Origin of the sequence: Glutamicibacter sp. NPDC087831 (genome assembly GCF_044742845.1) — a bacterium.
Classification (GTDB): Bacteria; Actinomycetota; Actinomycetes; order Actinomycetales; family Micrococcaceae; genus Glutamicibacter.
This window is the reverse complement of record NZ_JBIUVH010000001.1, coordinates 1,210,319-1,223,291: the sequence shown is the minus strand read 5'-3', so window position 1 is coordinate 1,223,291 and position 12,973 is coordinate 1,210,319. Positions and strand designations below refer to the sequence as shown.

Annotated in this window: 10 protein-coding genes; 5 read left to right on the top strand and 5 right to left on the bottom strand. The window is 60.4% G+C overall.

The features are described from left to right. Positions 1-76: 76 nt before the first annotated feature. Both ACIOJF_RS05990 and ACIOJF_RS05985 read left to right on the top strand, forming a co-directional pair. Entirely contained in the window at positions 77-1,261 is a 1,185-nt protein-coding gene (locus ACIOJF_RS05990) for a hypothetical protein (protein WP_402741336.1), read from the top strand. Between the two features lie 393 nt (positions 1,262-1,654). Further along, the gene (locus ACIOJF_RS05985; RefSeq protein WP_146112280.1) at positions 1,655-2,899 is read left to right on the top strand and encodes a hypothetical protein; all 1,245 of its coding nucleotides are present in this window, start codon (positions 1,655-1,657) and stop codon (positions 2,897-2,899) included. A 199-nt stretch (positions 2,900-3,098) separates the two neighbouring features. Here ACIOJF_RS05985 and ACIOJF_RS05980 read toward each other — a convergent pair whose 3' ends face one another. Beyond that, on the bottom strand, positions 3,099-4,811 hold the full coding sequence (locus ACIOJF_RS05980) for an AMP-binding protein (protein ID WP_105657714.1): 1,713 nt from the start codon (positions 4,809-4,811) through the stop codon (positions 3,099-3,101). Between the two features lie 295 nt (positions 4,812-5,106). Here ACIOJF_RS05980 and ACIOJF_RS05975 point away from each other — a divergent pair, with 295 nt between their 5' ends. Beyond that, entirely contained in the window at positions 5,107-5,910 is an 804-nt protein-coding gene (locus ACIOJF_RS05975) for an IclR family transcriptional regulator (RefSeq protein ID WP_105657715.1), read from the top strand. 49 nt (positions 5,911-5,959) lie between these two features. On the opposite strand, the gene ACIOJF_RS05970 is transcribed toward ACIOJF_RS05975, so the two are convergent. The 4 genes from ACIOJF_RS05970 to ACIOJF_RS05955 form a co-directional block, all read right to left on the bottom strand. Beyond that, the gene (locus ACIOJF_RS05970) at positions 5,960-6,922 is read right to left on the bottom strand and encodes a hydroxymethylglutaryl-CoA lyase (RefSeq protein ID WP_105657716.1); all 963 of its coding nucleotides are present in this window, start codon (positions 6,920-6,922) and stop codon (positions 5,960-5,962) included. Continuing rightward, a complete protein-coding gene (locus tag ACIOJF_RS05965) occupies positions 6,919-8,160 on the bottom strand; it encodes a CaiB/BaiF CoA-transferase family protein (protein ID WP_105657717.1) in 1,242 nt (413 codons plus the stop codon). The genes ACIOJF_RS05970 and ACIOJF_RS05965 overlap by 4 nt, the downstream gene beginning before the upstream one ends. 25 nt (positions 8,161-8,185) lie before the next feature. Next, positions 8,186-9,607, bottom strand: a complete 1,422-nt coding sequence (locus tag ACIOJF_RS05960) for a GntP family permease (protein WP_105657718.1) — start codon at positions 9,605-9,607, stop codon at positions 8,186-8,188. 259 nt (positions 9,608-9,866) lie between these two features. Further along, positions 9,867-11,573, bottom strand: coding sequence for an AMP-binding protein (locus ACIOJF_RS05955; RefSeq protein ID WP_105657719.1), 1,707 nt, complete (start codon positions 11,571-11,573; stop codon positions 9,867-9,869). Between the two features lie 756 nt (positions 11,574-12,329). On the opposite strand from ACIOJF_RS05955, the gene ACIOJF_RS05950 reads away from it, so the two are divergent. Together ACIOJF_RS05950 and ACIOJF_RS05945 are read left to right on the top strand one after the other, a co-directional pair. After that, positions 12,330-12,578 (top strand): type II toxin-antitoxin system Phd/YefM family antitoxin, encoded by a 249-nt coding sequence (locus tag ACIOJF_RS05950; RefSeq protein ID WP_402741335.1) that lies wholly within the window; start codon positions 12,330-12,332, stop codon positions 12,576-12,578. Between the two features lie 87 nt (positions 12,579-12,665). Beyond that, positions 12,666-12,776 (top strand): type II toxin-antitoxin system YoeB family toxin, encoded by a 111-nt coding sequence (locus ACIOJF_RS05945; RefSeq protein ID WP_353615991.1) that lies wholly within the window; start codon positions 12,666-12,668, stop codon positions 12,774-12,776. The last annotated feature ends 197 nt before the right edge of the window (positions 12,777-12,973 follow it).

Genomic DNA, 12,973 nt, shown 5'->3' with positions numbered 1-12,973 from the left:
GCCTGCCAGGACGGCACGGGTTACCGCCTATGATTGACTTATCGCCATATCCAAATAACCAAAGGGGTTACTTTTCGTGGATTCAACCGGGTTCAACTACCTCAACCTAGAGTTCATTTTCATGGGCGACAAGCCTGAATCTGCACAACTGGTACGCACCGCGCTGGCCGATCGCCGCCTGCTGGGTTTCATCGGCGGAGCTGTTGAGCGCGAGAATTCCACTGAAGTAGCCGCCGAGGTGGCCACGGTGAGCGAAGCCCGCGATGCGGTGCTCTACCGCATCGATGCCAAGGGCAAGCTGCGCGAAGGCTCGCGCGTGACCAAACTGGTCCACGAACTGAAGAACTCCACCGGCGCCGACTACGTACTGGTTGACGGGGACGAAATTGACGGCCCCAACCCGGATGACGAGCAGCTCGGCGAGTACGGCGGCACCAACGAGCTGCTGCACGGGCCAAAGCTCAAGGGTTCCGAGCTGGTGCTGGCAGCCGGCTTTGCCGAGAACGAGATCACCGTTTGGGAAAATGCATCCGGGCTGATGGCCATGCCCAAGGAACCGGTCTATGCCCCGAGCATCTCGCGCTCGAACCGCCCGTACCTGTGCTTGGACCGTACCGGCAATGTCATTACCGCAACCATCGAGGCCAAGGGCCCGCGCCGGACCATGTTCGGTTCCTCGGTGTCCATGGTGGTGGACCTGGAACGCACGGCAATCCTGGAACCGGAAGCCGGCTCGCCGGCAGCGGTGCGCCTGGATGAGCTCAACAGCTTGCTCTTCGGCTGGGACGAAGAAGAAATGCAGATCATCGAGCAGCTGATTCCGGATCCGGCCGACCGCTCCGAGGCCCAGCAGCTGCTGTGCAGCAGCGGGGACCTGAAGGACATGAAGCGCCTGGTCTCGCTCTTCGGCTTCGACCCGCGCAGCATCGATTATCTCACCGGCCGCCCGCTGCCCGAAGACCGCAGGGTCATTGCCACCGGCGGCCCGTTCAAGACCTTGAAGTCCGCACTGGCTGAGCAGGAGCGCGAGGCCAAGGGCCTGGAACGGCTGCTGCACCGGCACAACTGGAATCCGAAAGCGCTGATGGGTTCGGGTGCCGCCGTACTGGCCTCCGGCGCGGCAGCACACCTGGTCCTGGCCAAGAGCGGCAAGTTCGCCTGGTTGCCCAAGCCGGCGCGCCAGCTGCTGATGCTGGCCTGGTACGCCGACGGCGCCTTCTATCTGGGCAAGGGCATCGTCGATGCGCTGAAGGCCAAATGAAACATTGAAGCACTTTCTTTAACGCCGGACCGATCGTCCCTTGATGCGTACTGAGACTTTTATGATACCTATCTGAGAAATTTCCTTCAGTCGCGCTGAGTTCTAGTTTTCTGTCGGATCAAAGTAAGTAGTATATTTAAACGAAACGTTCTCTTTTCTGGTGTCAAGACTTCAAATTTTTGTGCAACCATAGCGTTTACGCGGAATCATAATTTCACTCCAATCACCCTGAAATCTTGAATTCAACAAAATTTAACCAACTTTCTAACAGTATTGCCGCTACTTGTTGTATGGTTCCTTGCATTATTCAACCAGAATAAGGGTTTTGCGGAACTTATCGTATACTCGATCGCTAGAGGCTGGTTCGGTTTTCTTGAGAAGGAATTTCGGTAAATGAACTTAATTTGGGAAACTCTTGCATCTATCTGTCTCGGTGCAATTGCAGGTATTCTACTCAAGCCTATATTTCGTGCTTATGCGTTGGAGTGGCCTGCGCAGTACTCTGATGTAGCCAACGTCGTAGACTCGGGCAGTAGCCGAAATCACTGGGTATATTTTGTTTTTCGCTTCGTTCCTGTGCTTCTTACTTCTGCGCTGCTTGTTGGAGTAAACAGCGCTTTCGAATTGAGTTCTTTCTGGTCGATAGTTGCACTTATTGTCGTTCATCTCGCTGTTACGACACTTTCTCCAGGTGTCTGGCGTGACGTAGGTCGTCAGTCATGGGGAACTAAGGTCAGGCGAGTGCTTGTTCATACATTGTCGCTTCTGATAGTGGTGTTTGCGGCAGTGATCCCGTACCTGCTTCGAAGATTCACGGATGTCTGGACTCCGAGTGCACTTGAGTTGAAGGAAGCCTTCTGGGGCTCTTTATTGATAGGCGCGTTGTTTCTGCTTTATCGCAAACTGACTAGGTTTACTGAAGCGCAGTCGCAATTATCGATTCAGGACATCCTAGGGAAAATTAGCAAAAGTAACCAGTCCTTAGTTCTAAAATATGCAAGGAAGTATTCGACTTCTCCAAGATTTATTATTTCGATAGTCGCCACGGAAAACATTAATCGCCCTGTTGTTCTGCGTCGTTTCGAACGTGCGGTGGGTTTGATTTTTCCAAAAGGCACCTATGGAATTGCTCAGATCTTCTCAGAGAATCCAATTAACGATGAAGAGTCGATTCGACGTTTATGCAGAAAATATGAGGGTTTTTTTCCTGTTGAATTAGACGATCGCTTCAAACGGGTAAACCTTATAGCCAAATTTGCGGAACATAATGTTGGGTCGAAATTCATAGATCAGGCAACGAGTATTTACGACTTATTTATGGAGGAGTTCCACGCGAAATCAGATAATGTAGATTATGAAAATGATCTACCTGTATTGATGTTGGTTAATTCTCGTGTGGTCGGCGCAGGTGTTCAAATTCGCTTTTCAGTTTCGTCAGATGTTACTCAAGTCAGTCTTGAATGCGATGGTGTTCCGATTGGATTAAAGCGCGAAGAAAGTACTTGGTTGGACAGAGATGTGCATGAAGGAATGTTGACTTGTCCTTTGTCTGGTTCGATTGTGATTAGGGGACAATCTAGTGGCTATGAGGACGAAGTTACTCTAAAAATTGGTAGTGATTGGGCCCTGTTATCTTAGCTATCCCATCTGAAGAGACACGACAGGATCGGGCAGCAGTTTGGTGCGCACGGTGACTGTATTGGCATCGTCCGGAAAATTTTGTCGTCCGACGAGGACAGGCTGCACCGCTCAAATTTCATTAATCCTGTATCTCAGTATGCGGATTTCATCTGAAACGATTGCGTCAAGCACAAAGGGTGCTATGTAAGGCCTTTACTCACCCGCGTTCCTTCAGCTCAGGGAAGTCGGTATCGCGGTATTCGCCGCTCGGGGTCGTGCCGGCCGCATGCTGCTCTTCCTCCGCCAGGCGCAGCTCCACGCGGCGGATCTTGCCTGAAATGGTTTTGGGCAGCGCGGAGAATTCGAGCCGCCGGATCCGCTTGTACGGCGCCAGGTGCTCGCGGCAGAAGCCGAGGATGTCCTTGGCGATCTCCGCGCCTGGCTCGACGTGCGATGCCAGCACCACAAAGGCCTTGGGCACCGAGAGCTTCAGTGGATCCGGCGAAGGCACCACCGCCACCTCGGCCACCGCGGGATGCTCCAGGACCACTGACTCCAGCTCGAAGGGGCTGAGCTTGTAGTCGCTGGATTTGAAGATGTCGTCGGCACGCCCCACATAGGTCAAGACGCCCTCATCATCGCGTTCGGCGATATCTCCCGTGTGGTACACGCCGCCACGCAGCGCCTCGGCGGTTTTCTCCGGATCGGCGAAATAGCCCTTCATCAACCCGGCAGGCCGGGGATCCAGTCGCAGGCAGATTTCCCCGATTTCGGCCAGCTGCCCGGTGGTCGGATTGCGCAGCTCCACCGCATAGCCCGGCATCGGGCGGCCCATCGCGCCGACCTTCACCTCGGTACCCGGCGAATTGGCAATCTGCACGGTGGTCTCGGTCTGCCCGTAGCCATCACGGATCACCTGCCCCCACGCGGTGCGCACCTGGTCGATGACTTCGGCGTTCAACGGCTCGCCGGCAGAGACCAGCTTGCGCGGGGGAGTCTGCAAGCTGCCTAAGTCCGCCTGGATCAGGTAGCGCCAGACGGTGGGCGGTGCGCAGAAGCTGGTGACCTTCTCCGTATCCATCTGGTTCATCAGCGCCAGCGGATCAAAGCGCTCGTAGTTGTAGACGAAGACCGTCGCTTCGGCGATCCACGGGCCGAAGAAATTCGACCAGGCGTGCTTTCCCCACCCGGGGGACGCCACATTCAGATGGACATCGCCTGGTTCCAGGCCGATCCAGAACATCGTTGCCAGGTGGCCGATGGTGTACGAGGTATGGGTGTGCTGGACCAGCTTCGCCAACGAGGTGGTGCCCGAGGTGAAGTAGAGCAGCATGTTCTCATCGGCCAGGGTCGGGGAGTCCAGGCGGAATTCGGCCGGAGCGTCGTGGGACTTGGCATAGTGCAAGGTCCCTTCGGCGGCCTGCCCGCGGACTTGCACGATCCGGTAGTCCCCGGGGACTGCTTCGAATTTGGCGACCTGGTCATGGCTGGTGATCACCCAGTTCGCGTTGCCGCGCTCGATGCGGTCGGCGAGGTCCGCGCTGACCAGCTGCGTGGTGGTCGGGATGATGACCGCACCGAGCTTCATGCCGGCCAGCATCACTTCCCAGAGGGCCACCTCGTTGCCCAGCATGACGATGATGGTATCGCCGCGCTGCAGGCCTTCGTCGGAAAGCCAGCGGGCCACCTGGGTGGAGCGGCGCGAAAGTTCGGCCCAGCTGTAGCGTGCCGAGCTGCCATCGGGTTCGGTGAGGATCAGTGCCGGTTCGTTGGCTCGCGCCGGGTCCTTGGCTACCTCGTCGAACCAGTCATAGGCGAAGTTGAAATCGGTGAATTCCGGCCACGTGAACTCCGCCCGAGCCCGGTCGTAGTCATCGCGTGCCGCCAGCAGCAGATCGCGTGCTGCCCGGAACTTCTCGGTATTGCCCATGGGGGTCCTTTGCGTGATGGGCGCCTGCGCCCGACAGAATTCTTCGGTCTTCAGGATTCAATATACTTCAGTGCACAGTTCTGGCGAATTGTTGCGTCACCATGCGTGGTGCAGGTGCTGAAGTTCACGAATTTTGTCCACTAGCTTCCTGTGCGGGCATGCATAGTGACCGAATGCCCGATCCGGCTGAACCCGCTGGCGGGGACGCTGCCGGTGGCGGGCTGGCCAAGGCGCCTGCGAGCAGTGCCGGGTAGGCAACTGGACTCGCAGATGCCGATGGTCTAGCGTCTGGAATATGCCAAAGGAAGAGACCCCCGCCAAGAAGCACAACCCCTTGTTGGTCTTGGGAAAAATCAGTTCCATCCTCGATTCCTTTTCACTGCGCCAGCCGGTGATGAACTTGGCCGATATCCGTGAAGCAACGGATTTGCCTGCCTCCACGGTGCAGCGGCTTGTCGCGAATTTGGTGGGACAGGGTTTCTTGGACCGCGAGGATGACGGCTTCCGCATCGGGATGAAGATGGCCTACTGGGCCGCGCCGGCGACCCGGGGGCGGGAAGTGCTGGACGTCATCAGCCCATCGTTGCGCGAACTGCGCGACTTCACCGGGGAAACAGCCTGCCTTTTCCGTGCCGAGCAGCAATTCCGCGTGTGCGTGGGCATTGCCGAAACACGCCACGCGCTGCGCAGGGAAATGCACCTGGGCGAGCTCGCCCCATTGCATGCCGGATCTGCCGGCCGCGTGCTGCTGGCCTGGAAGCCCGAGCTCATGCAGCGGTTGCAGGAATCACAGCTGCAGCCGTTGACCGATGCCACGATTACCGGCATGGCCAACCTGGAAAAAGCGGTTCAGCAGACCCGCGCCGATGGCTTCGCGATCACCACGGGGGAGCGTGAAAGCGGGGCCTCGGGACTGTCCGCACCGGTGTTCGATTCCGCGGCGGGCCTGGTGGCGGCGGTGACCATCAGCGGACCCACCCTGCGCATGCCGCGGGAGATCTGCCAGAGCTGGATCGAGCCGTTGCTGGACACTGCTGAACGGATGACCCGGCTGATCGGCGGACGCTTCCCGGGCGAAACCCACCGGCCTTCCGCCTAGCGCCGCCCGCCCGGTCCGAGGGCTGCGGCGGCACCAGGCAATAGCGGCACTAGAGGCTGGTACCGCAATCCGGGGTGGCATCAGAGGGGATCACCCAGGCAAAGGCTTCTGCCTTGGAACGCGCCCCCTGGGCCGACTTGGAGCGGTTCGGCTCGCCCAGCTCCTGCAGCAAGGATTCGGAGAGCCCGACGAGCCCGGCAAAGCGCTGCGGCGTGAGCCATGGCGGCTGGGTAGCGAAGAGGATGTCCTCGCTGGAAGTGTTCCCGCTGGCCCCGGGGGCGAAGGGACAGCCTCCCAGGCCGCCGAGCGCTCCATCAACCAGGGTGGCTCCTGCCGAAATGGCTGCCAGCGTATTGGCAACACCCAGCCCCCAGGTATCGTGGCCGTGGAACACGATGCGCCGTTGCGGGGTTTCGCCGCGCACCCTGGAAATGAGCGAGGCGACCTGTGCCGGAACTGCTTGGCCCAGGGTGTCGCAGATGACGATGTCGCTGGTGCCCTCGGCCCGTGGATCGTTGGCGATGTCCAGCACGCGCTCGGCGGGGACTTGCCCCTCGAAAGGGCAGGTGAACGAGGTGGCCAGGCATAGCTGGATGCGCCCGCCGGCTTCCTGGGCATAGCGCACGGCTTCTGGCAGGGCGGCAAGGCTTGCCTCCGTGCTGCGCCCGATATTCGCCTGGTTGTGCGCATCGGAAACAGAGAGGCAATACTGGAAGTTCCGGATGCCCGACTTGGCCGCCTTGGCCACATGCCCCGGGGTCGCCACCCAAATCCAGCAGCGTTCCAGCTCGTCGGGGCGCAGCCCCCGGGCAACTTCGAGGGTATTGGCCATGGGCGGCACCAGGTCGGCACGCGCCATGGAGCCGAGCTCGATTTCCTGGACTCCGAGCCGGATCAACTCGCGCACGGTCCTGATTTTCTCCGGGGTGCTCAAAAGCTTCCCGGTCAGCTGCAGCCCGTCACGCAGCGTGACGTCGCGCAACGCGGCTGCGGGGGTGAATGAGTAGCTCACGCGATATTCCTTTCGCCAGCCGAGGCTTGCGCAATTTGCGCATCGGTCATTCCCAGCAATCCGCCCAGTACCTGTTCGGTATGCTCGCCGAGGTCGGGGCCGAGGTTCCGAATAGGCAGCGAGGTGCCTCCCATGACCGGGACGATGCCGGGGAAGCCGACACCTTGCAAGGTTTCCTCGCCGGTGGAGACATCCAGATGCTGGATCATGTTCCGGCAGATGTATTGCGGCTCGTTGGCAATGTCCTTGGCGGTGTAGATCGGGCCGGCAGGAACTCCTGCCGCATCGAGGATGGCCAGGGCCGTGCTCGAATCCACGCTTGCGGCCCACTGGCCAATGGCGGCATCCAGCATTTCCCTTGCCTCCCAACGCTGGGCATTGCCCTGCAGCCGCGGATCGGCCCCGAGCTCCGGCCTGCCGATGGCTTCCATGTAGCGGCGGTAGATCCCGTCACCGTTTCCGGCGACCACAATGCTGGCCCCATCGGCGCAGACATAGGCATTGGATGGCGCAATGCCTTCCATGCGTCCACCGGTGCGGGTCCGGGTTTCGCCGTAGGCGCCGTGGTCCGGGAGCAAAGATTCCATCATGGAGAACATCGCCTCGTGCAGCGCCACATCGATCACGCGATGGTCCAGACCGAGGGAGGCCTTTTCCCCGCGCGCCATCTCCCGCTGGTAGAGCGCCATCACCGCGCCGAACGCGGCATACAGTCCGGCAATGGAATCGCCAATCGATACGCCGACACGAACCGGCGCGCGATCTGGATCGCCCACCAGATTGCGGAAGCCGCTGAAGGCCTCGGCCACGGCGGCAAAGCCCGGGCGCTCGGAGAGCGGCCCGGTCTGGCCGAAGGCCGAGATGCGGGTGATCACCAGGTCCGGATTCACGGCGCTGAGTTCCTCTGGACCCAGGCCCCACTTCTCCAAGGTGCCCGGACGGAAGTTTTCCAGCAGCACATCGCAGTGCTTGGCCAGTTCCAGCACGGCCTCCCGGCCGGCGTCGCTGCGCAGGTCCAGGACGATGGACTTCTTGTTGCGGTTGATCGTCCGGTACAGCATCGAGACGCTGCCCTTCTTGAGCCGCCAATTTCGCAGCTCGTCCCCGGTTCCCGGGCGTTCCACCTTGATGACTTCGGCGCCGAAGTCCGCCAGGAGCCGGCCTGCAGTGGGGGCGGCAATGTAGTTGCCCAATTCGAGAACGCGGACACCCTTCAATGGGGCGATGTGCTCTGACATGTTCTGCCGTTCCTTTGCTGTCGCGCTAAATGAAGATGTTGAGGATCATGACCATTCCAAGGGCCACGATGGATGCGACCGACACGCCTACGCTGACGGTCTTAAGGGCACCGCGCACGGTCTGCCCGAACAACGACTGCAGGAGCCAGAAGGTGTTCGAGGTGACATGGACCATGAACAGCGCTCCGGAACCTGCCGCCAACGCGATGAGCACCGGGTCGATGCCCAGGCTCGGGGCGATCGGTGCCAAGAGGCTTGCGGCAGTAATCCCGGAAAGGGTCACCGAGCCAACGGCAATGTGAAGCAGGGCCGCGATGCCCCAGACAACTACCAGTGGTGCAACGGTGCTGGCCGAGAAGAACTGGCCCATGATGTCGCCCAATCCAGCCGTGGAAACCGTGGCTGCCAAGGAGCCGCCGACACCGGTCAGCAGCAGGATCTGCCCGCTTTCCCTGAACCCGCTGGCCACGCCGCGGTCAATCGCCTTCTGGCCGATGGTGTAGCGTGCCACGGCGATCGTTCCGACCAGGCCGATGAGCAGGGCAACTACCGGATTGCCGACCAGCTGGATCCAGCTGGCCTCATAGCCGAGGATTTCGGCCAGCGCGCCGCTGGCGATGAGCAGCAAGGATGCGAGCAGCGGCAGGAAGAGCAGGAACAGGGGCGCCTCGCGGCGCTGCCCGGTCTGCACCGCGGTGGCCGCGGCGGCCGTTCCGGCGTTGCCGGTGCGTGCCGCATCCTGGCCGGTCCCTTCGCCGCGCTCCAGCTTGCGGGTTCCCGGTGTCGGCTCGTCTTGCGCCAGCAGCTGCTCATCGCTCTCGGCTTTCCAGAAGCCGCGGTCGAAGAAGAAGGACATGATGGCGACGGAAATCAAGACCGTGGGCACGACGACCAGCAGGCCGAAGATCAGCATCTTGCCCAGGGGAACTTCAAGCATGCCGGCCAAGGCGACCGCGCCGACGCCAGGAACCATGAGGACGATGCCGACCTCGCCGGCGATGGCCATGGCCGTGGCAATGCGCGCGGTTCCGTGCTTGCCGATTTTCGGCGCCATGCGCCGGGCCAAGGGGGCCGCGATGACCAGCAGCACATCGAGGAAAATGGTCTGCAACGCGGTGCTGACAGCCAACGCCATGGTGTATGGCAGTCGTTTGGGGCCGAAGGTGTTCAGCAGGTGCTCGACCAGGCGGCGGATGGCGCCGGTCTCATTGAGGATGGAACCCATCAGCACGCCGAAAGCCACCAGGAGTCCGACTTCCACCATGATGTCGCCGAAACCCTGGGTGATGGTCTCGATGGTCTTGGTGACTCCCAAGCCGGTGGATAGGCCCAGGTAGAGCGAGCCAATGACCAAGGCGATGACTGGGTTGACCTTGAATCTCACGATAAGCACCACGGCGGCAAGCACGGCCACCGCGGTATTTATCAGAATCGCGATATCGGACATGTTGGATCCGTTCTAGAGGAATCGGGGAGCAGTGTGACATAAGCCACGGCATAAGAACTCATAGTATGAGTGTCAGCTCACGATGTAAACTATTGGCTTCTTAAGCGGGAAACCTCTGGAAATAAACCCGATGCGAACCCTGGCGGCTTGACGCGAGGAAGGGGAGTAGCGATGGGCTGGCGAAAGTTTCGAGGGAAGAGAAAAATCCAGGGCGCCTGCCGAAGCCATGTCCGGAACGCGCCCTGGATGCTCGAGGTCTCTACCCCTTGAGATTCGGGAAGTCGGTGTCCCTGTATTCGGTGCCCGCCGGGGCGCCGGCGCGGTGCCGGTCCTCTTCAGTCTGGCGCAGCTCCACCCGTCGGATCTTGCCCGAGATCGTCTTGGGCAGGTCCGCGAATTCCAGCCGGCGGATGCGCTTGAAAGCCGAAAGGTGCTCGCGGCAGTAGGCCAGGATCGATTCGGCTAATTCCGGTCCGGGCTCATGCCCGCCGGACGCGACGATGTAGGCCTTGGGCACCGTGAGCCGCAGCTCATCCGGTGCTGGAACGACGGCCGCTTCGGCCACGCCCGGATGCTCAATCAGAACCGATTCGAGTTCGAAAGGGCTGATCTTGTAGTCGCTGGATTTGAAGACGTCATCGGCGCGCCCCACATAGGTCAGGACGCCGCGTTCGTCCCGCTCGGCGATATCCCCGGTGTGGTAGACCCCGTCCCGGAAGACCTCATTGGTCTTTTCCTCGTTCTCGAAATAGCCTTTCATCAGCCCCAGCGGGCGCTGGGCGGTGACCAGGCAGATCTCGCCCACATCGCCTTCTTCCCCGGTGACCGGATCGCGCAGCACGATCTCGTAGCCGGGCATCGGGCGCCCCATGGCGCCGATGGTGATGGGCTCTGCCGGGGGATTGGCGATCTGCACCGTGGTTTCGGTCTGCCCGAACCCGTCGCGGATCACCTGCCCCCAGGCCTTGTGGACCTGGTCGATGACCTCTGCGTTCAGCGGCTCGCCGGCCGAGACCAGTTTCTGCGGCGGATGCTCCAGCGCACCGAGGTCGGCCTGGATGAGCAGGCGCCAGACGGTCGGCGGCGCGCAGAAGCTGGTGACCTGCTGGGCGTCCATCTGGTTCATCAGGGCCACTGGATCGAAGCGGTCGTAGTTGTAGATGAAGACCGTCGCTTCGGCGATCCACGGGGTGAAGAAGTTGGACCACGCGTGCTTTGCCCAGCCCGGCGAGGCGACGTTCAGGTGGACATCGCCTGGTTCGAGGCCGATCCAGAACATCGTGCTCAAGTGCCCGACCGGATACGAGGTATGCGTATGCTCGACCAGCTTGGCCTTCGAGGTGGTGCCGGAGGTGAAATAGCGTAGCAGCGTTTCATCGGCGCGGGTCGGATGCTCCAGTGCGAAGGCCGCTTCTGCCGCGGACGACTGGGAGTAGTCGAGGATGCCAGCCGGCGGCTGCCCGCCGATCTGGATCAGCGTGTAATCGCCCGGCACCGATTCGAACTTGGGGATTTCGCCCTCGTTGGTGACGACCCATTGGATATGGCCGCGGGCAATGCGGTCGGCCAGATCGGTGGGCGTCAGCTGCGTGGTGCACGGGACCATGACCGCCCCCAGCTTGATGCCTGCCAGCATCGATTCCCAAAGCTCTACTTGGTTGCCCAGCATGATGGCGATTGAATCCCCGCGCTTGATGCCCTGGTCGCTGAGCCAGCGCGCAAGTTGGGTGGACCGGGTTGATAGTTCTGCCCAGGTCCGCTGGGTGCAGCTGCCGTCGGATTCGGCGATGACCAGTGCTGGGCGCTCGGAGCGCTGCGGATCCCGGGCGACGTGGTCGAACCAGTCGAAGCCGAAATTGAACTCGGTGAATTCCGGCCATGCGAACTCGGCGCGAGCCTGGTGGTAATCCTCCCTTAGCTCCAGGAGACGGTCACGGGCTGCTCTGAATTCTTCGGTAACGCTCACAACTAACCTTCCGTAGCTCTGGGTAAACCACCAAAACCCAAGGTGAGGTGGATCACCAGTCAATATACTTGGAAGTCCTAGCGAGTGGCAGATCGCCACCGATATAAAACCGGGCCACCCCATGATTGCTGTGCGAAGTCGGACTGAATCCCGGTCCCTGGTTACGCGGTGGCCAGAGCCCAGCTAGCAGTTTGTTCCCGATATCCCGTCTGCAGCCGCGGCGTGTGGCCTTGCATTATTTCTGGGGTCCGACTGCCCGGATGCAGGCTTCTTCGTTGTTGGCCTTTGAGGTCTTCGGCCAGGGCTGTTAATGCTGCATTTCCAGGGCAGTGGTTTTACCGATCCTCGCGGATGCAACCCGTACGCCGGGGCAACGGCATGGAATGCAGTGGCTGCAGTGTGGCCCGGGGCCGCTGCGGAATCTGCCTGATCGGCGAGCTCGTCTGCCTGTTCCATTGTTGTCGCATCAGCGGTTTCGCTTGCGACCGGAGTAGTTGAAGCGGGTAGAAACGTGCTGTTGATTGATCTGGATCCACGAGCAGTCCAGGCCTATCCTCTATTAAGTGCCGACGAAGAAATGGGACTGGGTGACCCATGGTTAAAGCCAAGCGGCTTTGTCCGGGCAGCCCATTTTCCGTGAAATCTGAGTATCAACTGCGATGCCCCATGGAAACAGGGATCGGGTTGCACTTGGGGATAGAGTCTCTCGAAGACGGCTAGAAGTTGTACCATATCCAGTACTGACCAAGGAGGGGCATGGCAATCACAGCGAGTGAGGCGCGCCGCGATCTTTGCGGCTTGATCGAACGAGTCAATCTTGACCGTGCCGAAGTGGAGATCTTGTCAAAGCGCGGATCTGCAGTCCTCATGTCAAAAGATGAGTATGACTCTCTGGTGGAAACGAGCTACCTTCTGCGCTCGCCGAGGAATGCGCTCCGCCTGCTTGCTTCGCTGGAAGCGGTACGCGGTAGCCAAGTGTCCGAGCGTGGACCTATTGATCCCTGAGTGAAAGACTGCTGACCTGGACGGCTGCCGGCTGACTATTTCCACTGGCAGACCCAAGATCGCAAAACGCTCAGGCGCATCCATGCGTTGATTGAGGCTGTGCTGCGCTGTGACCCATTTGAGGGTATTGGCAAGCCTGAACTGTTGAGGCGTACCCTGGCTGGCGCGTGGTTGCGCCGCATTGATGAAGCTAATTGACTGGTCTATATTGCCGATGATCGCGCGGTGGCAATCCTGCAGGCCAGATACCGTTAGTGAACGGTTTCAAGCATTCGGTCGCCTGGCAGGCGTGCGTTGTCGCGGCGCTTCGAGGGGAACGCGCGGGCGATATCTCTATTGATGGGCAGATCGCTTCCAGGGACGGCCGCAAGGGTCCGGCACGCATGGTCCGTGCG

What these genes read in the sequence shown, in the direction of transcription:
- ACIOJF_RS05985 (WP_146112280.1), top strand. Translation starts at nt 1,655, where the DNA reads ATGAACTTAATTTGGGAAACTCTTGCATCTATCTGTCTCGGTGCAATT.
- ACIOJF_RS05980 (WP_105657714.1), bottom strand. Translation starts at nt 4,811, where the DNA reads ATGGGCAATACCGAGAAGTTCCGGGCAGCACGCGATCTGCTGCTGGCG.
- ACIOJF_RS05975 (WP_105657715.1), top strand. Translation starts at nt 5,107, where the DNA reads ATGCCAAAGGAAGAGACCCCCGCCAAGAAGCACAACCCCTTGTTGGTC.
- ACIOJF_RS05965 (WP_105657717.1), bottom strand. Translation starts at nt 8,160, where the DNA reads ATGTCAGAGCACATCGCCCCATTGAAGGGTGTCCGCGTTCTCGAATTG.
- ACIOJF_RS05960 (WP_105657718.1), bottom strand. Translation starts at nt 9,607, where the DNA reads ATGTCCGATATCGCGATTCTGATAAATACCGCGGTGGCCGTGCTTGCC.
- ACIOJF_RS05950 (WP_402741335.1), top strand. Translation starts at nt 12,330, where the DNA reads ATGGCAATCACAGCGAGTGAGGCGCGCCGCGATCTTTGCGGCTTGATC.